Here is a 21,569-nt window from a genome sequence, read left to right on the forward strand (position 1 = left end):
CGAGCGGCAGGTTCAACGGCCGCCGCCTGCGCAGGCCACCCGCCACCGTTCGGAATCCGTGACAAACTCGCCTCCCGACCAAAGAAAGTTCTTAGTCTATAGATTATATGGAATTGACGAGGCGCTGATGGTTTCGAATACCAAGTTTACCGCTTTCGGCGAAAAAAAGCGCGGGAGGATCGGGACAGTCGGAGATTGAAATGCCTCCCGATCAGGGAGGCCGGATGAAGAATTTCAGCGTTCCGCAAAGAAATGCGGAGAGTAGGCCGAGAACGGCGCCCGTCGGCGGCGCGGCCCCGCCCGAAAGCTCCGGGCCGGCCGAATCCGGGACCCCAGCCGGCCGTCGGCCTGGCGCCGGCGGGCATTTCTTCGAATTCGGTCAGCCTCTTCGCCAGGATGCCCAAAGAGGCCTTTTCTTGACCGGCTTCGGTTCTTCCCGCGGCGGCGGCGCCTGCCATTTTGGCTGGAAGGGCACGGACGGGACATAGGTCCGTATGTTGATCGTCTGAAGGTTTTTCAGACCGGGGAGGATTCGTTCCGCGGCCATGTCCTCGTCCGCCTCGAGCCATGTGAAGTCGATGTTTTCGCGGTAGTGCGCAAGCGTCATGAAGCGCTTGTGGATTTTTCGCGTCTGGGCGTTTGCCTCGGTCATGGCGGAAGGCCTGGCGGCCCGCAGCAGATAGGTGATCCGCCGGCCGGTGTCGACCTTCGCCAGGACCTGGAAACAGCAGAGCCGGAACATCGCCTCCAGGCAGGACGCGCTTGCCCTCCAGAAGAAATTCTCGGTCGTTATCGGCTCATCGTCGCCCGGATTGAACAGCATGATCGGGCGCCGCTCATCGGCCAGGTAATGCGTCTCGACCAAGGCCAGGCCATTCAGCCGGGTCAGTCGTCGCAAGGTGCCGACGGCCTGAAGCGGATCGAAAACATGATAAAGGACCCCGCACATCAGCACGACATCGAAGCGGCGATCCGCAAGCCTGTCGACGATGTTGCTCAGATCGATGTCGGTCCGGTAGTCGACGTCCAGTCCCAAGGTTCTGTTGGCGAAGGCGAACGTCTCGCGCGCCGCGACGTCGGTGGCAAGCATCGAACTTGCCCCGCGCGCCCGCACGATGAAAGCAGCGATGCCGTCCATCGTGCCTATGTCGAGGCAATCGGCGCCGGCGACATCGACATGTTTCAGCAGTTCATAGAGGCCGAACAGCGTATGGTTCGGCGGCACCGAGGCGGCAAAGCGGCCGCGGCTGACAAAATCCAGGTGCGGACGAAAATCGATCGCGTGAAACCAGGGACCTTTCGGCACCTCCGTCGGCTTCATCAGACAAGCCCTCCCCGGCATTTTTTCTCACGATCAGCTTGCCGTGGCTTTCGCGAGTCTCTCTCGGCCGCGCCTAGTCCAACCGCCCGAGCCTGGACGCACCCCCGACGCTACGCCGCCGCCTTCTGCCGCACGACGGCGGCCACAGCCGGGAAAACCGCCGCCGATTGCCCGCCATCCGGGAAGCCGCCCTGCGCCATGTCCCGCCTGCCACCGCCGCCCTGGCCGCCGGCAGCCAGTGCAGCCGCGCGAACCATCTCGGCTGCGTCGAAGTCCTTCGCCAGGTCATCGGTCACGCCGACCACCACATAACCTTTGCCTTCCTCGGAGCGGCCGGCGAAGACCACGATTCCCGAGCCGAGCGACCGTTTCGCTTCGTCGACCAGTCCTTTGACCTCGCGGGCCGGTATGCCGTCGACAAGCCGCGTCATCACCTGCACGCCGCCGATCGCCTCTGTCCGCGCCTGTCCGCCGGCGGCGTCTCCGCCGCTCATCGCCAGCTTCTTCCTGGCATCGATCAGATCGCGCTCCAGCTTCCTGCGCTCCTCGACCAGCGCCTCGACGCGCGACAGCGCGTCGGCGGGCGAGACCTTGAGGGTCGCTGCGATCGCCTTCAGCCGGCGGTCCTGCTCGTCCAGGTGCATTCGCGCCGCCTCGCCGGTCAGCGCCTCGATGCGGCGCACGCCGGCCGCGACGGCACTGTCGGAGAGAATGCGGACAAGACCGATGTCCCCGGTCGAGCGGACATGCGTGCCGCCGCACAGTTCGACCGAATAGGGCCGGTTGGCCTTGGCGCCGTGCAGACCCGTGCCCATCGACACGACACGGACTTCGTCGCCGTATTTCTCGCCGAACAGCGCCATCGCGCCCTCGGCGATCGCGTCGTCGACCGACATCAGCCGCGTCGTGACCGGACTGTTCTGCACGACGATCTCGTTGGCCATATGCTCGACCTGTTCGAGTTCTTCGAGCGAAATCGGCTTGTTGTGCGAGATGTCGAAGCGCAGCCGGTCGGGCGCAACCAGGGATCCCTTCTGGGCCACATGGGTTCCGAGGACCTCGCGCAGCGCCTCGTGGATGAGATGTGTGGCGGAATGGTTGGAGCGCAGCGCCGTGCGGCGGGCGTGGTCGACCTCGAGCACGACGGCGGCCCCGACCTTGACCGTGCCTTCCGCCACCTTGCCGAAATGCACGAACAGGCCGTCGCCCTTCTTCTGCGTGTCGGTCACGTAGAAGCGGAAGCCCTCGCCTTCAATCGTGCCGGTATCGCCGACCTGTCCGCCGGATTCGCCGTAGAACGGCGTCTGATTGGCGACCAGCCCGACCGTCTCGCCGACCGCTGCGCTCTCCACCGGCACGCCGTCCTTGACCAGCGCAGCCACGACGCCCTCGGCCTGTTCGGTGTCGTAGCCCAGAAACTCGGTGGCTCCGGTTCGTTCACGCACGCCGAACCAGACGACTTCCGTCGCCGCCTCGCCGGACCCCGCCCAGCTCTTGCGGGCTTCGGCCTTCTGCCGCGCCATCGCATCCTGAAAACCGTCGAGATTGACGGAAATATTGCGCTGACGCAGCGCATCCTGCGTCAAATCCAGCGGAAAACCATAGGTATCGTAGAGCTTGAAGGCCGTCTCGCCATCGAGCATGTCGCCCGGGCCGAGAGTGGCCGTCGCGTCTTCGAGCAGGCCGATGCCGCGCGCCAGCGTCTTGCGGAAGCGCGTCTCCTCCAGCTTCAGAGTCTCGGTGATCAGCGCCTGACCGCGCACCAGTTCGGGATAGGCCTGGCCCATCTCGCGCACCAGCGCCGGAACCAGCTTCCACATCAACGGCTCGCCGGCACCCAGCAATTGCCCATGGCGCATGGCGCGGCGCATGATGCGGCGCAGCACATAACCCCTGCCCTCGTTCGACGGCAAAACCCCATCGGCGATCAGAAAGCAGGACGAGCGCAGATGGTCGGCGATCACGCGGAACGAGGCAACGCTGTCCTTGTCCGGCCCGCGTCCGAGCGCCGACGCAGTGGCGTCGATCAGGGTGCGGAACAGGTCGGTCTCAAAAACGCTGTCGACGCCTTGCAGGATCGAGGCCATGCGCTCCAGGCCCATGCCGGTGTCGATGGACGGCCTCGGCAGATCGATGCGTTCTTCCTTCGTCACCTGCTCATACTGCATGAAGACCAGGTTCCAGAATTCGAGGAAGCGGTCACCATCCTCTTCCGGGCTGCCGGGAGGGCCGCCCCAGATATGCTCGCCGCGATCGATGAAAATCTCCGAGCACGGCCCGCAGGGGCCGGTATCGCCCATCGCCCAGAAATTGTCGGAAGTCGGGATGCGGATGATGCGGTCGTCCGAAAAGCCGGCGATCTTCTTCCACAGATCGGCAGCCTGATCGTCGGTGTGATAGACGGTGACCAGCAGCTTGTCCCTGGGCAGGCCGAAATCCCTGGTGATCAGGGTCCAGGCGAGCTCGATGGCGCGCTCCTTGAAATAATCGCCGAAGGAAAAATTGCCGAGCATCTCGAAGAAGGTGAGATGACGGGCGGTGTAGCCGACATTGTCGAGATCATTGTGCTTGCCGCCGGCGCGCACGCATTTCTGCGAGGTGGTGGCGCGGGCATAGGCGCGTTTCTCCAGTCCGGTAAAGACGTTCTTGAACTGCACCATGCCGGCATTGGTGAACATCAGCGTCGGATCGTTGCGCGGCACGAGCGGGCTGGAGGCGACGATCTCGTGACCGTTCTTCCCAAAATAGTCGAGGAAGGTCGACCGGATCTCGTTAACGCCACTCATATCACTGCCTTTGCTTGATCCCGCCCGGGAAAAATGGGTACGGCCTTTTAGCGGCAGCGCCGAACCCTGTCCACGGGGAGCGGAACGGCGCGGCATCCGGCGACACCGCCACCCGCGCGCCAATCCTGCGCCGTTCCGCCGGCTTGTTCCCTTGCTTCAACCGTCTATTCCCTCAAACGCAAAAGCCGCCGGCACTGCTGCCGGCGGCCTGGATCAGACAAATGCAGGGGAAGTAGCCGGCTTACATCTCCGCGGCGTCGTCGAAGCCGCCGTCCGAGCCGTTCTGGAGAAGACGCTCGGCGATCAGCCCGGCGTTCTGGCGCAGCGCCATCTCGATCTCACGCGCCGTCTCGGGATTGTCGCGCAGGAACAGCTTCGCATTCTCCCGACCCTGGCCGAGACGCTGGGAGTTGTAGGAGAACCAGGCGCCCGACTTCTCGACGACGCCGGCCTTGACGCCGAGATCGACCAGTTCGCCGGTCTTGGAAACGCCCTCGCCATACATGATGTCGAACTCGACCTGCTTGAAGGGCGGCGCGAGCTTGTTCTTGACGACCTTCACCCTGGTCTGGTTGCCGACAACCTCGTCGCGGTCCTTGACCGAGCCGATGCGGCGGATGTCGAGGCGCACCGAGGCGTAGAATTTCAGGGCATTGCCGCCGGTCGTGGTCTCGGGCGAGCCGAACATCACGCCGATCTTCATGCGTATCTGGTTGATGAAGATCACCATGGTGTTGGAGCGCGAGATGGTGGCGGTGAGCTTGCGCAGCGCCTGGCTCATCAGCCGCGCCTGCGCGCCCGGCAGCGAGTCGCCCATCTCACCCTCGATCTCGGCGCGCGGCGTGAGCGCCGCGACCGAATCGACGACCAGCACGTCGATGGCGCCGGAGCGCACCAGCGTGTCGCAGATCTCGAGCGCCTGCTCGCCGGTATCCGGCTGCGAGATCAGCAGATTCTCCAGATCGACGCCGAGCTTTCTGGCATAGACCGGATCGAGCGCGTGCTCGGCATCGACGAAGGCGCAGATGCCGCCCTTCTTCTGGGCCTCCGCCACCGTGTGCAGCGCCAGCGTCGTCTTGCCCGAGCTTTCCGGCCCGTAGATCTCGATGATGCGGCCGCGCGGCAGCCCGCCGACGCCGAGCGCAATGTCGAGGCTGAGCGAGCCGGTCGAGATCGTCGCGATCTCAACGACCTGCTCGTTGGCACCGAGCCGCATGATCGAGCCCTTGCCGAACGCGCGCTCGATCTGCGACAGCGCCGCGTCCAGAGCCTTTGATTTGTCCACCGATCTGTCCTCAACAAGCCGCAATGTGTTTTGCGCCATGATACATACCCCTTGATCGTCTATGAAGGCCATGCGGGCCGATATCCCAGACTCTTTGTACTTCTTTTGTTCTATTTTTGCAAGATGGACAACATCTTGATTTAATTTAGCTTTGCAGAAAACGTTCCGCGCCCGTTCCAGGATGGCGGCCCATCGCCCTGCCGTTAGGGCACCGGCGTGCCGCAGGCCTCGGCCAGTTCGACGAGCGTGTCGCTGATTCCGGCGACGTCGAACACCGCCTCGCCCCTGCCGGAGAAGACGCCGAAACGCCACGACATGTTGAGCCGCCTGGCGCGCGCCAACCGGCCCACCGCATGGTCGCCGTCGAGCCGCAGCGACCGGCTCATGCTCACCAGCGCCCACTCCTCGGAAAAGGCGCCGCCATTGTCGAGTCGGATGGTCACGGCCGTCCGACCCTCCCCCGAGATGGCGCGGCGCACCTGAACCTCCTGGCGCCATACCGGATAGCGGCGCGTCTCGCAGGAAACGACCAGCGCGGGATGGTATTCGATGGTGCGGTTTCCGGCCGTCAGCGTGTTGAGGCTGTAAAGCGTGGCGCTGGCCGCTCCCTGCCCGCGCGAAATCTTCCAGCGGCCGAACTGCTGCGCATCCGCCGGCGGCACCGACAGGGCGACGACTGCCAGCGCCGCAAATATCCATCCAGCCGCATGCCTCCACGCCATCCCCGCCCTCTTCCGCCGATACGCGCCTTTGGATCGCAACTTTGACGGGATCGGACGCGAGAGCAAGGCCTTATCGGAAAGCCGGCTGCGCGCCACGGGCCGGCGGTCGCCGACCGGAAACCGGATTATCCGTACCCGGACGTGCGCCGGATCGCCACAGGCTCCGAAAAACAAAGGCCGCCCCGAAGAGCGGCCCTCGCGGATGATTTCGGACGGCGTGGCGTTATTCCGCGTCGGCGTCCTTGGCGGCGGCCTTCTTCTTCGCCGGCGCCTTCTTCTTCGGCTCCTCGGCGGCCTCGTCGGCGCCGGCCTCGGCCTTTTCCGCCTTCTTGGCCTTTTTGGCCTTGGCCGGCTTGGCGTCGGCCTCGTCGTCCTCGGCCATCAGCTCTTCCTTGCTCACCTTGTTGTCGGTGACGGAAACCAGGCCGAGCAGGTGATCGACGACCTTCTCCTCGAAGATCGGCGCGCGCAGCGTGGTCAGCGCCGAAGGATTGCCGCGATAATATTCGTAGATGCCCTGCTGCTGATCGGCCGGGAAGCGGCGGATGAACTCGAACAGCGCCCGCTGCAGCTCCTCGTCGGAGACCTGGACGCCGGCCTTCTCGCCGATCTCGGCGAGCACCAGGCCGAGACGCACCCGGCGCTGCGCAAGCTTCATGTAGTCGGCGCGGGCCTCCTCCTCAGTCGTCTCCTCGTCGGCGAAGGTGCGGCCGGCGGCTTCGAGATCGCGGTTGACCTGGGCCCAGATGTTGTTGAACTCGGCCTCGACGAGCTTGGACGGCGCCTCGAAGGAGTAGTCCTTGTCGAGCTGGTCGAGGAGCTGGCGCTTGACCTTCTGGCGGGTCATGGAGCCGAACTGGCTCTCGATCTGGCCGCGCACGATCTCGCGCAGGCGCTCGAGCGATTCCAGGCCGAGATTCTTGGCCGTCTCGTCGTTGATCTCGAGCTCGCCGGGGGCGGCAATCTCCTTGACGGTGACGTCGAAGGTCGCTTCCTTGCCGGCCAGATTGGCGGCGGAATAGTTTTCCGGGAAGGTCACGGTGACCTTCTTCTCGTCGCCGGCCTTGGCGCCGACGAGCTGGTCCTCGAAGCCCGGGATGAACTCCTTGGAGCCGAGCACCAGCGGCTGGTCGGTGCCACTGCCGCCGGCGAAGGCTTCGTCGCCGATCTTGCCGACATAGTCGATGGTGACGCGGTCGCCTTCCTTGGCCTTGCCGTCCTTCGGCTCGTAGCTGCGGGCGGATTCGGCGACGCGCTTGACCTGCTCGTCGATCTCCTCCTCCGGAACGTCGTAGACCGGGCGGGTGACGGAGATGCCGGAGAAATCCTTGATCTCGAAGGCCGGGATGACTTCGTAGGCGAGCTTGAACTCGAAGTCGCTGCCGCCCGCGAGAATCTTCTCCGCCTCCTTCTCGTCCTCGGTCATGGTGATCTCGGGCTGCATGGCAGCCTTCTCGCCACGTTCGGCGACGATGTTGCGCGGCGTGTCCGAGAGAATCTCGTTGACCACCTCGGCCATGAAGGATTTGCCGTACATCTTGCGCAGGTGCTGAAGCGGCACCTTGCCCGGGCGGAAGCCGTTGATCCGGGCTTTGCCGCGGGCGGTCTCGAGCCGCGCCAGCAGCTTCGATTCCATGTCGCCGGCGGGCACCGTCACGGTGATCTCGCGCTTCAGGCCGGAATTCAGAGTTTCGGTAACCTGCATCATCAAACCTTTGTCATCTCGCTGGCTGCGACCGCTCGCGTCCATGAATTTCTGCATGCCGGGCGGCAATCTGTCGCGTGTGGAGAAACCGTGACCCTGTCGAACCAGGGGGGAGATGTTCTCTCTGCGCGCCAGGACTGTCGGTAAGCCGTTGTTCTTCCTGCTTCTTACCGAACCCGTCCGAAGCGGACCGTCACATCCCGTCAATTTTGTGACGCCTTTTGTCATAGGAGGGGCGGTTTTTCAACTCTCTTCGCATGGCCGCGGCCGGCGAAACGTCGGCATTGACGGGAAATCGACGCCGGCCTGCCGCGTTGACAGAAACGAAGCGGCGTGGGAATGCCGGACGGACGCGGATGTGGCGGAATTGGTAGACGCCCTGGATTTAGGTTCCAGTGCCGAAAGGCGTGGGGGTTCGAGTCCCTTCATCCGCACCAAATCCGTATCTCGCGCGCGTTCGCTCACCGCTCCGATGAGGGCGGCCTGACCAGCAGACGGGCGTCTCCCTTGCAACCCCCTGGGTTGGACCTCTCCGCGGAGAGGCGCGGCATTCTTCAATATAGCGGCTCCTCGAAAAGTTTCGTCTCGCCGTCCATCAAAGCCTTGATCTGCGGCGTGCCGTCGTTGCCGACGGCAGCCACGATGCCGAAGCTTCGCACGTTCATGTCGCGCTCGATCGGCCGCCCCTCGCCCTCCGGCAGGTAGAAGCGTTCCATGCCGTAGTCGACAGACAGCGTCGCGTCCGGCCCGAGGTTCCAGGCCGGGGCGACGCGGCCGCGCAGTTCCACCTCCTCCGCACCGGCCGGCTGTTCGGCCGCGCCGCCCAGCCTTGCCGACGCTGCCTGCCAGTATCCATCGGCTTGCCGGCGCAGACGTACATGGATGTCGCCGGCCGCGACTGTGCCGTCGGCAGGCATGTCCGCCACCATGCCGACGGGGATGCGGGAGATCTCGTAGCCGAGCCGCACATAATCGCCGCGCAGGAGGTCGCGCGGGTCGACCGGCTCCACCTTGAGCAGTATCTCGCGGCCGTCGCGCAGCACCGCGGCGCGCGCAAGGATGATCCAGGACAGGAAGCCGATCTGGACGATCGCCAAAGCGAGCGCGGCGAGGACAAGGTGTTTCGGGCGCATCATGCTGCCACCTCCCCGCCGCCACCCAGGCGACGCTCGATGCGGATGATGAGAAAGGCGACGAGGCCGAGCGCGAGACCCGAGGCGAGGAACAGGCTGGCCGTATCGAGCATGGTGCCCACGGTCGCGACATAGAGGAAAGCGAGTTCGCAAAAGAAACCGAGATAGGCGAGCCAGCGCAGGCCGCGGCTGTCGCGTCCGGCGAGCAGGATCGCCGCGGCGATGGCCGCGAACACGACGAGCGCGCAGACGACGAGCAGCGCAGTGTCGTCGGAGTGTTCGAGCTGCACCATGGCCGCGCCGACCAGAAAGCCGATCAGCCCATGCAGCGGCAGCCGCCCGTCGAGCCGGGTCAGCCGCTCGATCGGTTCGGCAGCCAGGACGGAGACGGCGAAGACGACCGCCGACACCGCGGCAAGGCAAAGCCCGACCACCGCCACGTCGGCCACGCCGGTGAGCAGCACCGCGTAGGCGACCAGCGACAGAAGAAGGAGATGGCGCGCCACCACGCTGCCGCTCCACAGCGAGACCAGCCAGAGCCCGAGTGCCAGCGCCGGATAGGCAAGCGGCAGGTCGCCACGGCCCCACAGGTCGAAGCCTTCGGTGACCATCCAGCATGCGGCGATGCCGACCGCCGCGACCGTCAGCGGGCCGGAGCGCAGGGCAACCGCCGCCAGCGCCGTGCCGGCGCACCAGGTGAGGATCGCCGCCTCCTCGTCGCCGGACAGGTGATACATCTGGCCGATCAGCGCGATCGCCCCGCCGAAAGCGGTGGCCGCGATCAGCCATGCGCCCTCGGCGAATGCGCCATGGCCGCGGTTCTTCAGCAGCGCGCCGCCGAGATAGCCGGCGAGAATGAGCGCGAACAGCAGGCCGACGCGCCCCAGCCGCGGCAGCGCCTCCCAGTTGGCGGCGACGAGCAGCAGCAGAGCAGCGCAGAACAGCAGTGCCGCCATCATCAGCAGCACCGAGCCGAAGCTCAGCGACCGCCGGTCATTGGCCGCAGCATCCGCCAGCAGGGCCTCACCGGTCGAGGCGTCGATCAGTCCGAGGCCGATCCAGCGCTCCACATCGCGCCGGAGACGCTTCCCGTAGCCCGCCATTCCCGTCCCTCCCAGTCGCACCGCCTACGACTTTAGTTTTAGTCGGCAAGCTTTTGACGTCGCGTCATATTCTCGAATCGGCCGCAGAGCCGCCGCACCCGCTAAAACCGATTAATGTTGCATTGCACAAACCGCATTGCTGCCATGCGGTATCGGCACTTTTAATCCGGGTGGCCCGCCCTTATTTTCGGACCGTGAAGAAAAGAGACGAACGACAGAAGCACCGAGAACGACCATGAACCTGATCCGCAACTATCGCAACTGGCGCCGCTACCGGGAGACCGTTTCCGAGCTGAGCCGCCTGTCCAACCGCGACCTTTCCGATCTCGGCTTCACCCGCAGCGACATTCCCCACGTGGCGCGCAAGGCGATCTGACCAATTTCGCCGGGACCGACCTCCTCCCCGGTCCCGACGGATACGGCCAGTCTTCATCCTCCTCCCGATGACTGGCCACCAAAACGGCACCCGCCGGACCTCCTCCCCCGGCGGGTGCTGTAAACCTCGGGCCTCGCACCCGCTAAAATGCGAAAAGAACATCGCCGGCCCTACCTCCTCCCAGGGTTCGGCGACTACGGGCAGCCTTCTCCTCCTCCCGAACGCTGCCCGGCCTATGCGGCACCCGCCGGACCTCCTCCCCCGGCGGGTGCTGTAAACCTCGGGCCTCGCACCCGCTAAAATGCGAAAAGAACATCGCCGGCCCTACCTCCTCCCAGGGTTCGGCGACTACGGGCAGCCTTCTCCTCCTCCCGAACGCTGCCCGGCCTATGCGACACCCGCCGGACCTCCTCCCCCGGCGGGTGTTGTGTTTCGTGGCCCAACCGACAGTTCTCCCGCACCACCTGGCATCATCCATGCGCGTGACCTATGTCCCGTGGATCAACGCCTATTCATCCCTAGGAGATCGGCATGAACAAGCGAGCACTCGGCCGCACCGGGATTTCGATTGCGCCCCTGGTCCTCGGCGGCAACGTCTTCGGATGGACCGCCGACAAGAAGACCTCCTTCGACCTGCTCGACCGCTTCGCCGAGGCCGGCCTCGATGCCATCGACACGGCCGATGCCTATTCCAGGTGGGTGCCCGGCAATTCCGGCGGCGAATCCGAGACGATCATCGGCGAATGGATGAAGAGCCGCGGCAACCGCGACAAGGTCGTGGTCATCACGAAAGTCGGGTCCGACATGGGCCAGGGCAGGAAGGACCTGTCGGCGAAATGGATTTTGGAGGAGGTCGAGGCCTCGCTGCGGCGGCTGCGGACCGACCACATCGACGTCTATCTCTCGCACTGGCACGATCCCGAGACGCCCTATGCCGAGACGCTCGGCGCCTACGACAAGCTGCTGAAGGCCGGCAAGGTGCGCTCCATCGGCGCCTCCAACCATGATGCCAGCCAGTTGCGCGAGGCGCTCGACGTGGCGAAGTCGCAAGGCCTGCCCCGCTACGAAGTGCTGCAGCCGGAATATAATCTCTACGATCGCGGCAGCTTCGACGGGGCGCTGAGCGAACTTGCCAGCGCTGAGGGGCTCGGCGTCATCACCTATTTCAGCCTGGCGCGCGGCTTCCTCGCCGGAAAGTACCGGAGCGAGGCCGACCTCGGCAAAAGCCCGCGCGGCGGCGGCGTGTCGGGCTATCTCAACCCGCGCGGCTACGCCATCCTCGCTGCGCTGGACGCGGTATCGGCGAAGCATGGCGCGCAGCCCGCCGAAGTGGCGCTGGCCTGGGTCATCGCGCGTCCCGGCGTGACCGCGCCGATCGCCAGCGCGACGTCCCTGGACCAGATGGACAGCCTGATCAGGGCGGTGAGCCTCGATCTCGACCCCGACGACATCGTGCAGTTCGACAGGGCAAGCGCACCATCCTAGGGCGACATCTCCTGATCTAACGTTCGCCCCACACGCCGCGAGTTCGCCAGCGGGCCAGCGGTATGATGTCCGGCGCACCGCCGGCCGGCTCGTACCAGCTGTCCACCACCCATCTTTCACCCGCCTTGTCGGCAATCACGGCGGTGAAGTGCGGATAGCGGCGGTCGGCAAGGAAGCCGCGGGATACTTTGCGCTGGACGGTATGGTGTCTCAGCATGCCCCGGCTCTCCAGCAGTTCAAGCAGGCTGGTCGTGTTGGTGGATTCGTCGATGCAATCCATCTGACCGCGTTCACGGCCACCAGAGAAATCGCCCTTCGCACGATCCCGGATTCCCACAGCCGCCGTGGCCCTGCGCTCGTAATATTGCACGGCCTTCGAGATCGCGCGGCGCTCGGCCGCGACCGACGACGCACCGCCGCGCATGATGGATGCGATGTCCTTGAGGTCGCCCGGGCCCAATTCCAGCCGCGTCCTGAAGCTGCATGAATAGCCATGGCAGACGGTCAGCGGGACGGCATGACTCACGGCTACCGTGCCGATGGCCGACAGCACGACCACCCCTGCGACGGAAATGCGTTTGCCCAGCGCCATCGACCACATAATGGAGGCGGCTTCCCCCGCTTACAAGCCGTGCGTGGAACGTTGCTTTCCCGGCCCCGCGGGCATATGTCCCCGGCATGACGACGAAACCCATCCACATCATCGGCGGCGGGCTGGCCGGCTCGGAAGCCGCCTGGCAGGCGGCGCAGGCCGGCGTGACAGTCATCCTGCACGAGATGCGGCCGGTGCGCGGCACCGACGCCCACAAGACCGACGGGCTGGCCGAACTGGTCTGCTCCAACTCCTTCCGCTCCGACGACGCCGAGACCAATGCCGTCGGCCTGCTGCATGCCGAGATGCGGCTGGCGAACTCGCTGATCATGGCGAGCGGCGACGCCAACCAGGTGCCGGCCGGCGGCGCGCTGGCGGTCGACCGCGACGGGTTCTCCGCCGCGGTGACGGCCAAGCTGGAGGCGCATCCGCTGATCAGCATCGTGCGCGAGGAAGTGACCGGCCTGCCGCCGGAGGACTGGGACCAGGCGATCGTCGCCACCGGCCCGCTGACCGCGCCGTCGCTGGCCGAGGCGATCGCGCAAAAGACCGGCGCCGACGCGCTGGCCTTCTTCGACGCCATCGCGCCGATCGTGCATTTCGACACGATCGACATGGACACCTGCTGGTTCCAGTCGCGCTACGACAAGGTCGGGCCGGGCGGCACCGGCAAGGACTACATCAACTGCCCGATGGACCGCGGCCAGTACGAGGCTTTTGTCCAGGCGCTGCTCGACGGCCAGAAAACCGAGTTCAAGCAGTGGGAGGGCACGCCCTATTTCGACGGCTGCCTGCCGATCGAGGTGATGGCCGAGCGCGGCCCGGAGACGCTGCGGCACGGGCCGATGAAGCCGATGGGGCTGACCAACGCGCACAACCCGACGGTGAAGGCCTATGCGGTCGTGCAGTTGCGCCAGGACAACGCGCTGGGTTCGCTCTACAACATGGTCGGTTTCCAGACCAAGCTGAAGCATGGCGAGCAGGTGCGCATCTTCCGCACGATCCCCGGCCTGGAGAATGCCGAGTTCGCGCGGCTGGGCGGTCTGCACCGCAACACCTACATCAACTCGCCGACCCTGCTCGACCCGACGCTGCAATTGAAAGGCCGGCCAGGCCTGCGCTTCGCCGGCCAGATCACCGGCTGCGAGGGTTATGTCGAGAGCGCCGCGATCGGCCTTCTGGCCGGCCGCTTCGCCGCCGCCCAGCGTCTCGGCAGGCCTGTTTCACCGCCGCCGGCAACCACCGCCTTCGGCGCGCTGCTCAATCACATCACCGGCGGCCACATCGTCTCCGACGACGAGCCCGGCAAACGCTCGTTCCAGCCCATGAACGTCAATTTCGGCCTGTTCCCGCCGCTGGAGCCCGGCACGAAGCTCAAACCGGACAGCTTCGAGGGTCGTTTCCGCGGCAAGGACAAGTCGATCGCCAAGAAGAAGGCGACGTCGGCGCGCGCATTGCGCGATTGCCGGGCCTGGCTGGGACTGGCTCCGGCGGCGCAGGCGGCCGAATAGCCGATCGGGCTTGTTGGACGGACTTTCACGAGTAGGATATCATCCTACTCGTGAAAGTCATGTCGGAACGCACCCCATGGAAAATGCGGAAAAACTCTCGGTCACCGTTACGCCGCCATGGCGCGGATGATCCGCGAAAAGGTCGAGGACGGCTCCTATGGCTCTGCTAGCGAGGTGATCCGCGCGGCATTGCGCGCCTTGCAGCGCGACGACGAGGAGCATGCCGAGCGCATGGCTTCCATCAGGGAGCGAACCAAGGCATCTCTTGAGGATCCTCGCCCCGCTATCCCGATCGAGGAAGCGTTTGCGATGCTGGAGGACCATATCGACCGGCTGGGGGAGACGGCGGATGATACAAAGGCTGCGCGTGGAGTTGAAGCGCGCTGGATGATCTGCGCCGCATCGCCGAGTACATAACGAGAGGGTCGGGCAGCGCCGCGGCAGCTCGGCGCTTCGCAAAACGGATCAGGGATCGGCGTCATCGAATAGGTGATGTTCCGCGTGGCGGCAGGGCGCGGGACGATATTTCGCCGGGCCTGCGGACAGGGCCTTTCGAGCGATCCGCAGTGATCACCTATGTCATCGACGGCGACAGAGTCAGCATCGTCAATGTGTTCTATGGCGGCCGCGATTTCGAGGCCATCCTGCGCGGCGAGCACCCGGATCCCGGTGACGACTGATCATTCCGCCGGCTCGATGCCTGCCCTACCCGGCAGTCCCGGCCTTCCGGCCTCCGCCGGATTGCGTTCCACATAGGCCCGTTTCAGGCTCTCCGAGGTCTGGCGCGAGCCGTCATGGCTCCAGCCGGGCGGCATGAACAGATAGCCGAGGCGCTGGCGCAGCGTCAGGCCCGGCAAAAACACGTCCCTGAAAATGCCGACATATTCGTGGAAGGCGACCCGCAGCGGGTTGAACGTGCCGAGATTCTTCACGATGCCGTAGCGCGGGCGGTCCTCCTCAAGTTCCTCGACGAAGGTGCCGAACAGCCTGTCCCAGACGATCAGCGTGCCGGCATAGTTGGCGTCGAGATAACGCGGGTTGGTCGCGTGGTGCACGCGGTGGTGCGACGGCGTGTTCATGACGAACTCGAACCAGCGCGGCAGCTTGCCGATGGTCTCGGTGTGGATCCAGAACTGCCAGACCAGATTGAAGCCATAGACGAAAGCGATCACCGCCGGATGGAAGCCGAGCAGGACCAGCGGCGCCTGCAGCACGAACATGCCGGTGAACAGCCCCGTCCAGCTTTGCCGCAGCGCCGTCGACAGGTTGTAATGCTGACTGGAATGATGGTTGACATGCTCCGCCCACACCCAGCGCACCCGATGGGCGATGCGGTGATACCAGTAGTAGCGCAGATCATCGATCAGGAAGGCGACTGCGAACACCCAGAGCGACAGGCCGAGGTCGAAGAGGCGGAACTGCCAGACCCAGAGCAGGGCGGAATAGGAAACGACGCCGAGCAGCAGTCCGGCAACGACGTTGCCCGTCCCCATCACCAGGCTGGTCAGCGTGTCGCGCGTCTCGAAGGAGCCTTTGGCGCGGCCGGTGCGAACCAGCCATATCTCGATCAGCATGGCTGCGACGAAAAACGGGATCGCGTAGTCCGTCACATTGGGGAATTCGTGGCTTTCCATCGCTCAAGCCGTCCTGGCGCCTAAAGGGGCGAGCGCCGACACGATCGCCTCGGCGGCGCGCACCTCGGCGAAGGCGAAACGGCCGCCGGTCCAGGTAAAGTCGCGAAAGCGGATCGAGACGGTCGCCGGCTCGCGCAGTTGGACCGAGGCCACGTCCCCAGGTGACGCGATGCGCGTGAAAAAGCCGTCGCCGAAACTCTGCACAATGCCCATTCTGCCGCCGGTCAGGGCCAGAAAGGCCGACCGCCCGTCGGTGGTCAGAGTAGCGGCCGACGGCCGCTCGTCGGGGAAATCGCCAAGAAAGATTTGCCGGGCATGGTCGGCATCCGCGACGAGCGCGGGCCGGCTTCCGCCGGTGAAGTGCACGGCGGCCACGGTCAGACTTATGCCGATCGCCACGATGGCGACGAGGATCGGCAGGCTCAAGGCGATTTCCTCCCGGCAAGCATTTCACCCGCGGGCTATGTGGTATCACAATTGACGTTTACGTCAAAGACGGCCTGCGCCAGCCGCGCGAGGCCGTCGTGAGGAGCAGCCAGTGGCGCTTCCAGCCGGCGATGTCGGCCGGTTTCGTGAGGGCCTTTGCCGGTTGCGATGCGATCCGGTCGAGGTAGGCCGGCACCAGCGCCAGGGGCAGAAAGGCCGGGCGCAGCGTCTGCGGAATCGCCTGGGCGTCCTTCAGGAAGGCCGACAGGTGCTCGCCGGCCAGCGCGGCCATAGCGGCGAAGGCGCGTTCCGCGGCCGCGGCGTTCATGCCTCTAACGAACTCCTCCGGCGTCGTTCCGGCGGCGGCAAGGATGTCGCGCGGGACAAAGCACTGGCCTCGTGCCCGGTGCAGCGGCAGAAGACGCAAAAGCCCGGTGATCGCATGGGCGCAGCCGGCGTGGCCGGCAAGCGCAGCGAAATCCGGGGCGGCCCTGGCGTCGAGCACCATCGCCGCAAGCTGGATGACGGCGCCGGCCGTCTCGCCGCAATAGCCTTCCAGGTCGGTGCGCGCCGGCATCGGATCGTCGTAGAGATCGAAGATGCGCGCCTCGAGATAGTTTTGGAAGGCCGCTTCCGGCAAGCCGTAACGATCGATGGTGTCTGTCAGCGCGTCGGCCACCGGGTGACCCGTCGGCCCGCCGACGGTGCGGTTGGCGATCGCATCCCGCCACCATTGCAGCCTGACCTCGCCCGGCAGCGGCTCGCGGATGCGGTGGCGCACGCCGGCGATCTCGGCATTGAAGGCATAGAGCGCCAGCAGCGCAGAACGCCTGTCCTGCGGCGCATAGAGCGTCGAGAGATAGCGGTCGTGATCCGCCGTGCGGACGGCATCAGTCACCGGGTCAGCCGTGGAGGTCACCTCAGTCGACGGCAATCAGGGCGGCCGCCACCCTGCGTTCCTCGGCCAGCAGGACGTTGTAGGTTCTGACCGCCGCGCCCGTCGACATCGGATCGGCGGAGATGCGGGCCTGCTTGAAGGCGGCTCTCAGCTCGGGCGAGAGCGGCCGCAAATCCCTGCCCATACCGACCAGCAGGATCTCGACCGAGTCCGCCTCGTCCAGCAACCGGCCGAAATCGGCTGGTGCCAGTGCCGCCGGGTCGGTAGGCTCCCAGCCGTATATGCCCGAGGGCAGGCAGAGCAGCGATCCGCGATGCGACATGTCGGCAAAGCGGAAGCCGCCATTGCCATAGGCCTCGATCGGCGCGCGCCCCGGGAAATGCGCCTTGCGGATGACGATGCCGGCCGCCACGAGACGGCCGGTCAGGTCTGCGATGGCTGCGCGCCCGCCGGCGGCAGCGTCGACTTGCCGTCCTCCTTCGCCTCAAAGCTCTCCGGCCTGAGCTTGAACAGGATCAGCAGAGGGCCGGCCACGAAGATCGAGGAATAGGTGCCGATGAGAACGCCGAAGATCATCGCGAAGGTGAAGGAGCGGATGACCTCCCCGCCGAACAGATAGAGCGCCGTCAGGGCCAGCAGCGTCGTCACGCCGGTGAGAATGGTGCGCGACAGGGTCTGGTTCATCGACAGGTCGAGCAACTGCTCGATCGGCATCTTCTTGTATTTTCGCAGATTCTCGCGAACGCGGTCGTAGACCACGACCGTATCGTTGATCGAATAGCCGACAATGGTGAGTATCGCCGCGATACTGCCCAGATTGAACTCCAGCCCGGTGATGACATAGAGCCCGACCATCATGATCACGTCGTGCACTGTGGAGATCACAGCGCCGAGGCCGAACTGCCATTCGAAGCGGAACCAGATGTAGATCAGCATCGCGGCCAGCGAGGCGAGCACGCCCATGGCGCCGGCCCAGGCGAGCTCGGACGATACCGTCGGCCCCACGGATTCCACGCGGCGGAAATCGTAGCTGTCCTCGAGCGACAGCCGCACTTTCTCGACGACGCTCTGCTCGGCATTGTCGCCTGCTCCCTGGCCTTCCACCCGGATCAGCAGGTCGCGGTCGGAGCCGAACTCCTGGACCTGGACGTCGCCGATGTTCAACTCGCCGAGGACGGCACGCACCTCGGCAGAATCGGCCTTGTCGCCCTTGGCCTGCACCTCGATGCTGGTGCCGCCCATGAAGTCGATGCCGTAGTTCATGTTGACGGCGAAGAACAGCGCGACACAGGCGATCGACAGCGCTGCCGAAAGCGTGAAGGCATATTTGCGCCATGCCATGAACGGCAATTTCGGCTCTTCCGGCAGCAGCCGGATCAGACCGCCGGGCAGATCCTTCGGCTTGGCCTTGCGCAGCCAGATAGCGATCAGCCAGCGCGTCAGCGTAAAGGCCGTGAACACCGTGGTCACGATGCCGATCGCCAGCGTCACGGCGAAGCCGCGGATGGGCCCCGTTCCCATGTAGAACAGGATGACGGCGGCGATGAAGGTGGTGAAATTCGCGTCGACGATGGTCGCCAATGCGCGCGCGAAGCCCTGGTCGAGCGACTGCACCAGCGAGCGGCCCCATCGTCGCTCCTCGCGCACGCGCTCGTAGATGATGACGTTGGAATCGACCGCCATGCCGACGGTGAGCACGATGCCGGCGATGCCCGGCATGGTCAGCGTGGCGCCCAGCACCGACAGGATCGCGATGATCAGGATGACGTTGGCCGCCAGCGCGATGTTGGCGATGATGCCGAGCGTACTGTAGGCGGCCAGCATGAAAACGACCACGAGCACGCCGGCGACGAGAGCGGCGAACTCGCCAGCGGCTATGGAGTCGGCGCCGAGGCTCGGGCCGACGGTGCGCTCCTCGACGATGGTCAAGTCGGCCGGCAGCGCGCCGGCGCGCAGCAGCACCGCCAGATCGTTCGCGGATTCGGCCGTGAAATTGCCGGAAATCTGTCCCGTACCGCCGACGATCGGCTCGCGGATCTGCGGCGCCGAGATCACCTGGTTGTCGAGGATGATGGCGAACAGCCGCCCGACACCCTGCTGGGTCGCCTGGCCGAAGCGGGCGGCGCCCTTGCTGTCGAAGCGGAAGGAGACGACCGGCTCATTGGTGCGCTGGTCGAAGGTCGCCTGGGCGTCGACGAGGTTCTCGCCCGATACGATCACCCGATCCTCGATCAGATAGGGAACGGGCGGATCGTCGGTCGAATAGAGCACCGAGGTGCCCGCCGGCGGCCGCCCCTGCATCGCTTCCTGGACCGGCACCGACTGATCGACCATCTGGAAGGTGAGCTTGGCCGTCTGCCCGAGAATATCCTTGAGCCGCTGCGGATCCTGGAGGCCTGGCACCTGGACGAGCACGCGGTCGACGCCCTGACGCTGGATGACCGGCTCGGTGGTGCCGAGCTCGTTGACGCGCCGCCCGATCACCTCGATCGACTGGGTGACGGCCGACGACATACGGTAGTCGATGCCCTCGTCGGTAAGCGTATAGCGCAGCAATCCCGGCTCCGGCTCTTCCAGCGTCACCTCGGTGATGGAGCCGGTACCGAACACGCCGCTGGTCACCGGCTGGATCAGCGTCTGCAGCGCCGTCCTGGCCTTGTCGACCTCGTTCGCCTCGCGGATGCGCACCTGCACGGAGCGGCCGGTGCCGGACAGGCCGGTGTAGCCGATCCGGGCGTCGCGCAGCAGGGTGCGGATGTCGTCGCGCACGGCCTGCAGGCGCTCGTTGACGAGATCGTTGCGGTCCACCGCCAGCAGGATGTGCGAGCCGCCCTGCAGGTCGAGCCCGAGCGTCATCGGCCGGCTCGGCACCCAGCCCGGCAGGCTGTCGCGGAACGATTCGGACATCAGGTTGGGAAGCGCAAAGAGCACACCCAGGAGCACGACGCCCCAGATGCCGATCGTCTTCCAGCGTGAAAAATAAAGCATCTGCCTTCAGTCCGTGCCGCGGCCGATCGGGACTCTAGGCCCCGATGGCGTTTATTTCTTGACGTTCTGGTTGGCGATCGGCTCGCCCTTGACGCGCACGTCGGCGATGGTCGAGCGCAGGGCGGTCACCTTCATGCCGCCGAGGTCGATCTCGAGCTCGTTGTCGTCGATCACCTTGGTGACCTTGCCGACGAAGCCGCCGCCGGTGACGACGGTGTCGCCCCTGCGGATCGCGACCAGCATCTCGTTGCGCTTCTTCAACTGGGTGCGCTGCGGCCGGATGATCAGGAAGTACATGATCACGAAGATGAGGACGAACGGCAGGATACTGATGAACATATCCGGGCCCGCGCCCACGCCCTGTGCATATGCCGGCGTCACGATCATGCGAGAGTGCTCCTGAGGTGGAAAAAGGAGCCGCCATGGCCCCGCCAAAAGTTGGCCGGAATATAGTCGGTCGAGGCGCCATTGCAACCGGCCCGGCGCGGCGGATCGCCGCTTTTCGCCGCTGATTCAGCGGTTTTCGAGAGCCTCGCGACGATCCGCGGCCGCCCCGGCGGCTTACCCGCAGCTTTTTGCCGTCCTGGACCAGCGGCCGCCTCTTGGGCTGACGGGCGGATTCGCGTATCCGTGTGCGCCAACGAAACGTCCGGACGCCTCTCATGCCAAGCCCCTCGCTGCAAGCCCTGTCGGAGAAGCTCGACCGCCTGATCGAGGCCGTCGGCCGGATCGCGCCGCCGGCGCCACCGCCGACCGATCTCGACGGTGCCGATTGCTTCGTCTGGTCGGCCGAGCAAGGCGTGCTCGAACCGGTACATCGCGTCAACCGCGTCGAGATCGGCTTGATCCGCGGCGTCGACCGGGTGCGCGACATCCTCGTCGACAACACGCAGCGCTTCGCCGCCGGCCTGCCGGCCAACAACGTGCTGCTGTGGGGCGCGCGCGGCATGGGAAAATCGTCGCTGGTGAAGGCCGCGCACGCCACAGTCAATGGCGAAGGCAAGACGCCGCTCAAGCTAGTGGAGATCCATCGCGAGGACATCGACACCCTGCCCCGGCTGATGGCGATCCTGAAGACGTCGCCGCACCGCTTCGTCCTGTTCTGCGACGACCTCTCCTTCGACCACGACGACACGTCCTACAAATCGCTCAAGGCGGCGCTCGAAGGCGGAGTCGAGGGCCGGCCTGCCAACGTCATCTTCTACGCGACCTCGAACCGCCGGCATCTTCTGCCGCGCGACATGATCGACAACGAACGCTCGACGGCGATCAATCCATCGGAAGCGGTCGAGGAAAAGGTATCGCTGTCGGACCGCTTCGGCCTGTGGCTCGGCTTCCACAAATGCTCGCAGGACGAATATCTCGAGATGATCGACGGCTATGTCGGCTATCACGGCCTCGACATGGATCCGGAAACGCTGCGCGCCGAGGCACTGGAATGGGCGACGACGCGCGGCAGCCGCTCCGGTCGCGTCGCCTGGCAGTTCATCCAGGATCTCGCCGGTCGGCTTGGCAAGCCGCTGAAGGATTGAGCGCGGGGCCGCCGTCGACGGTGATCTCCAGACCTTCGAGCCGGCCGAGCTACCCGCCCTCCGCGGTTCCGG

Annotated in this window: 20 protein-coding genes and 1 tRNA gene; 7 read left to right on the forward strand and 14 right to left on the reverse strand. The window is 65.5% G+C overall.

The genetic code is table 11. The features are described from left to right. Nucleotides 1-379: 379 nt before the first annotated feature. The 5 genes from AC5JDC_RS22045 to tig all read right to left on the reverse strand — a co-directional run bounded on the left by AC5JDC_RS22045 (nucleotide 380) and on the right by tig (nucleotide 7,819). Nucleotides 380-1,342 (reverse strand): class I SAM-dependent methyltransferase, encoded by a 963-nt coding sequence (locus AC5JDC_RS22045; RefSeq protein ID WP_495844603.1) that lies wholly within the window; start codon nucleotides 1,340-1,342, stop codon nucleotides 380-382. Between the two features lie 89 nt (nucleotides 1,343-1,431). Next, a complete protein-coding gene (gene alaS / locus AC5JDC_RS22050) occupies nucleotides 1,432-4,107 on the reverse strand; it encodes an alanine--tRNA ligase (RefSeq protein WP_495844605.1) in 2,676 nt (891 codons plus the stop codon). Between the two features lie 241 nt (nucleotides 4,108-4,348). Next, complete coding sequence (gene recA, locus AC5JDC_RS22055; RefSeq protein ID WP_106770187.1) at nucleotides 4,349-5,431, reverse strand: recombinase RecA; 1,083 nt, start codon at nucleotides 5,429-5,431, stop codon at nucleotides 4,349-4,351. A gap of 164 nt (nucleotides 5,432-5,595) precedes the next feature. Further along, complete coding sequence (locus tag AC5JDC_RS22060; RefSeq protein WP_495844607.1) at nucleotides 5,596-6,114, reverse strand: hypothetical protein; 519 nt, start codon at nucleotides 6,112-6,114, stop codon at nucleotides 5,596-5,598. A gap of 223 nt (nucleotides 6,115-6,337) precedes the next feature. After that, on the reverse strand, nucleotides 6,338-7,819 hold the full coding sequence (gene tig, locus AC5JDC_RS22065) for a trigger factor (protein WP_495845050.1): 1,482 nt from the start codon (nucleotides 7,817-7,819) through the stop codon (nucleotides 6,338-6,340). A 352-nt stretch (nucleotides 7,820-8,171) separates the two neighbouring features. Between tig and AC5JDC_RS22070 the strand changes: the two genes are divergently transcribed. Next, nucleotides 8,172-8,256: transfer RNA gene (locus AC5JDC_RS22070), tRNA-Leu, on the forward strand. Nucleotides 8,257-8,373: 117 nt separating this feature from the next. On the opposite strand, the gene AC5JDC_RS22075 is transcribed toward AC5JDC_RS22070, so the two are convergent. Both AC5JDC_RS22075 and AC5JDC_RS22080 read right to left on the reverse strand, forming a co-directional pair. Continuing rightward, nucleotides 8,374-8,955 carry a GDYXXLXY domain-containing protein gene (locus tag AC5JDC_RS22075; RefSeq protein ID WP_495844609.1) on the reverse strand — a complete coding sequence of 194 codons (582 nt, stop codon included), beginning with the start codon at nucleotides 8,953-8,955 and terminating at the stop codon, nucleotides 8,374-8,376. Then, entirely contained in the window at nucleotides 8,952-10,055 is a 1,104-nt protein-coding gene (locus AC5JDC_RS22080) for a DUF2157 domain-containing protein (RefSeq protein WP_495844611.1), read from the reverse strand. The genes AC5JDC_RS22075 and AC5JDC_RS22080 overlap by 4 nt, the downstream gene beginning before the upstream one ends. Before the next feature lie 235 nt (nucleotides 10,056-10,290). Between AC5JDC_RS22080 and AC5JDC_RS22085 the strand changes: the two genes are divergently transcribed. Together AC5JDC_RS22085 and AC5JDC_RS22090 are read left to right on the forward strand one after the other, a co-directional pair. Beyond that, on the forward strand, nucleotides 10,291-10,431 hold the full coding sequence (locus tag AC5JDC_RS22085) for a DUF1127 domain-containing protein (protein ID WP_106770191.1): 141 nt from the start codon (nucleotides 10,291-10,293) through the stop codon (nucleotides 10,429-10,431). A 531-nt stretch (nucleotides 10,432-10,962) separates the two neighbouring features. Continuing rightward, on the forward strand, nucleotides 10,963-11,916 hold the full coding sequence (locus tag AC5JDC_RS22090) for an aldo/keto reductase (protein ID WP_495844613.1): 954 nt from the start codon (nucleotides 10,963-10,965) through the stop codon (nucleotides 11,914-11,916). A 16-nt stretch (nucleotides 11,917-11,932) separates the two neighbouring features. On the opposite strand, the gene AC5JDC_RS22095 is transcribed toward AC5JDC_RS22090, so the two are convergent. Continuing rightward, nucleotides 11,933-12,517, reverse strand: coding sequence for a hypothetical protein (locus AC5JDC_RS22095; protein ID WP_495844615.1), 585 nt, complete (start codon nucleotides 12,515-12,517; stop codon nucleotides 11,933-11,935). Nucleotides 12,518-12,594: 77 nt separating this feature from the next. Between AC5JDC_RS22095 and trmFO the strand changes: the two genes are divergently transcribed. The 3 genes from trmFO to AC5JDC_RS22110 all read left to right on the forward strand — a co-directional run bounded on the left by trmFO (nucleotide 12,595) and on the right by AC5JDC_RS22110 (nucleotide 14,699). After that, nucleotides 12,595-14,019, forward strand: a complete 1,425-nt coding sequence (trmFO, locus tag AC5JDC_RS22100) for a methylenetetrahydrofolate--tRNA-(uracil(54)-C(5))-methyltransferase (FADH(2)-oxidizing) TrmFO (protein WP_495844616.1) — start codon at nucleotides 12,595-12,597, stop codon at nucleotides 14,017-14,019. 117 nt (nucleotides 14,020-14,136) lie between these two features. Then, on the forward strand, nucleotides 14,137-14,436 hold the full coding sequence (locus AC5JDC_RS22105; RefSeq protein WP_495844618.1) for a ribbon-helix-helix domain-containing protein: 300 nt from the start codon (nucleotides 14,137-14,139) through the stop codon (nucleotides 14,434-14,436). Beyond that, nucleotides 14,433-14,699: a type II toxin-antitoxin system RelE/ParE family toxin gene (locus tag AC5JDC_RS22110; RefSeq protein WP_495845052.1), complete on the forward strand. Its 267-nt coding sequence runs from the start codon at nucleotides 14,433-14,435 to the stop codon at nucleotides 14,697-14,699. The genes AC5JDC_RS22105 and AC5JDC_RS22110 overlap by 4 nt, the downstream gene beginning before the upstream one ends. On the opposite strand, the gene AC5JDC_RS22115 is transcribed toward AC5JDC_RS22110, so the two are convergent. From AC5JDC_RS22115 to yajC, 6 genes are read right to left on the reverse strand one after another with little or no spacing between them, the layout of a single operon-like run. Then, nucleotides 14,700-15,653 (reverse strand): sterol desaturase family protein, encoded by a 954-nt coding sequence (locus AC5JDC_RS22115; protein ID WP_495844620.1) that lies wholly within the window; start codon nucleotides 15,651-15,653, stop codon nucleotides 14,700-14,702. It lies immediately after the preceding gene. A gap of 3 nt (nucleotides 15,654-15,656) precedes the next feature. After that, a complete protein-coding gene (locus tag AC5JDC_RS22120) occupies nucleotides 15,657-16,079 on the reverse strand; it encodes a hypothetical protein (RefSeq protein WP_495844622.1) in 423 nt (140 codons plus the stop codon). Nucleotides 16,080-16,137: 58 nt separating this feature from the next. Then, nucleotides 16,138-16,998, reverse strand: coding sequence for a phytoene/squalene synthase family protein (locus AC5JDC_RS22125; RefSeq protein ID WP_495845054.1), 861 nt, complete (start codon nucleotides 16,996-16,998; stop codon nucleotides 16,138-16,140). Nucleotide 16,999: 1 nt separating this feature from the next. Continuing rightward, nucleotides 17,000-17,389, reverse strand: a complete 390-nt coding sequence (locus AC5JDC_RS22130; protein WP_495844624.1) for an Mth938-like domain-containing protein — start codon at nucleotides 17,387-17,389, stop codon at nucleotides 17,000-17,002. Nucleotides 17,390-17,400: 11 nt separating this feature from the next. Continuing rightward, nucleotides 17,401-19,965, reverse strand: coding sequence for a protein translocase subunit SecDF (gene secDF, locus AC5JDC_RS22135; RefSeq protein WP_495844626.1), 2,565 nt, complete (start codon nucleotides 19,963-19,965; stop codon nucleotides 17,401-17,403). A 51-nt stretch (nucleotides 19,966-20,016) separates the two neighbouring features. After that, entirely contained in the window at nucleotides 20,017-20,352 is a 336-nt protein-coding gene (yajC, locus tag AC5JDC_RS22140) for a preprotein translocase subunit YajC (protein WP_495844629.1), read from the reverse strand. A gap of 275 nt (nucleotides 20,353-20,627) precedes the next feature. On the opposite strand from yajC, the gene AC5JDC_RS22145 reads away from it, so the two are divergent. Then, complete coding sequence (locus AC5JDC_RS22145; protein WP_495844631.1) at nucleotides 20,628-21,497, forward strand: ATP-binding protein; 870 nt, start codon at nucleotides 20,628-20,630, stop codon at nucleotides 21,495-21,497. Nucleotides 21,498-21,569 lie beyond the last annotated feature (72 nt).

The organism is Kumtagia sp., assembly GCF_059502445.1.

Excerpts from the sequence above, each read along its gene's own strand:
- AC5JDC_RS22145 (WP_495844631.1), top strand. The coding sequence starts at position 20,628 with ATGCCAAGCCCCTCGCTGCAAGCCCTGTCGGAGAAGCTCGACCGCCTG.
- AC5JDC_RS22115 (WP_495844620.1), bottom strand. The coding sequence starts at position 15,653 with ATGGAAAGCCACGAATTCCCCAATGTGACGGACTACGCGATCCCGTTT.
- AC5JDC_RS22105 (WP_495844618.1), top strand. The coding sequence starts at position 14,137 with ATGGCGCGGATGATCCGCGAAAAGGTCGAGGACGGCTCCTATGGCTCT.
- yajC (WP_495844629.1), bottom strand. The coding sequence starts at position 20,352 with ATGATCGTGACGCCGGCATATGCACAGGGCGTGGGCGCGGGCCCGGAT.
- AC5JDC_RS22060 (WP_495844607.1), bottom strand. The coding sequence starts at position 6,114 with ATGGCGTGGAGGCATGCGGCTGGATGGATATTTGCGGCGCTGGCAGTC.
- AC5JDC_RS22090 (WP_495844613.1), top strand. The coding sequence starts at position 10,963 with ATGAACAAGCGAGCACTCGGCCGCACCGGGATTTCGATTGCGCCCCTG.
- AC5JDC_RS22075 (WP_495844609.1), bottom strand. The coding sequence starts at position 8,955 with ATGATGCGCCCGAAACACCTTGTCCTCGCCGCGCTCGCTTTGGCGATC.
- AC5JDC_RS22080 (WP_495844611.1), bottom strand. The coding sequence starts at position 10,055 with ATGGCGGGCTACGGGAAGCGTCTCCGGCGCGATGTGGAGCGCTGGATC.
- AC5JDC_RS22085 (WP_106770191.1), top strand. The coding sequence starts at position 10,291 with ATGAACCTGATCCGCAACTATCGCAACTGGCGCCGCTACCGGGAGACC.
- recA (WP_106770187.1), bottom strand. The coding sequence starts at position 5,431 with ATGGCGCAAAACACATTGCGGCTTGTTGAGGACAGATCGGTGGACAAA.
- AC5JDC_RS22045 (WP_495844603.1), bottom strand. The coding sequence starts at position 1,342 with ATGCCGGGGAGGGCTTGTCTGATGAAGCCGACGGAGGTGCCGAAAGGT.
- AC5JDC_RS22095 (WP_495844615.1), bottom strand. The coding sequence starts at position 12,517 with ATGTGGTCGATGGCGCTGGGCAAACGCATTTCCGTCGCAGGGGTGGTC.
- secDF (WP_495844626.1), bottom strand. The coding sequence starts at position 19,965 with ATGCTTTATTTTTCACGCTGGAAGACGATCGGCATCTGGGGCGTCGTG.
- tig (WP_495845050.1), bottom strand. The coding sequence starts at position 7,819 with ATGCAGGTTACCGAAACTCTGAATTCCGGCCTGAAGCGCGAGATCACC.
- trmFO (WP_495844616.1), top strand. The coding sequence starts at position 12,595 with ATGACGACGAAACCCATCCACATCATCGGCGGCGGGCTGGCCGGCTCG.
- alaS (WP_495844605.1), bottom strand. The coding sequence starts at position 4,107 with ATGAGTGGCGTTAACGAGATCCGGTCGACCTTCCTCGACTATTTTGGG.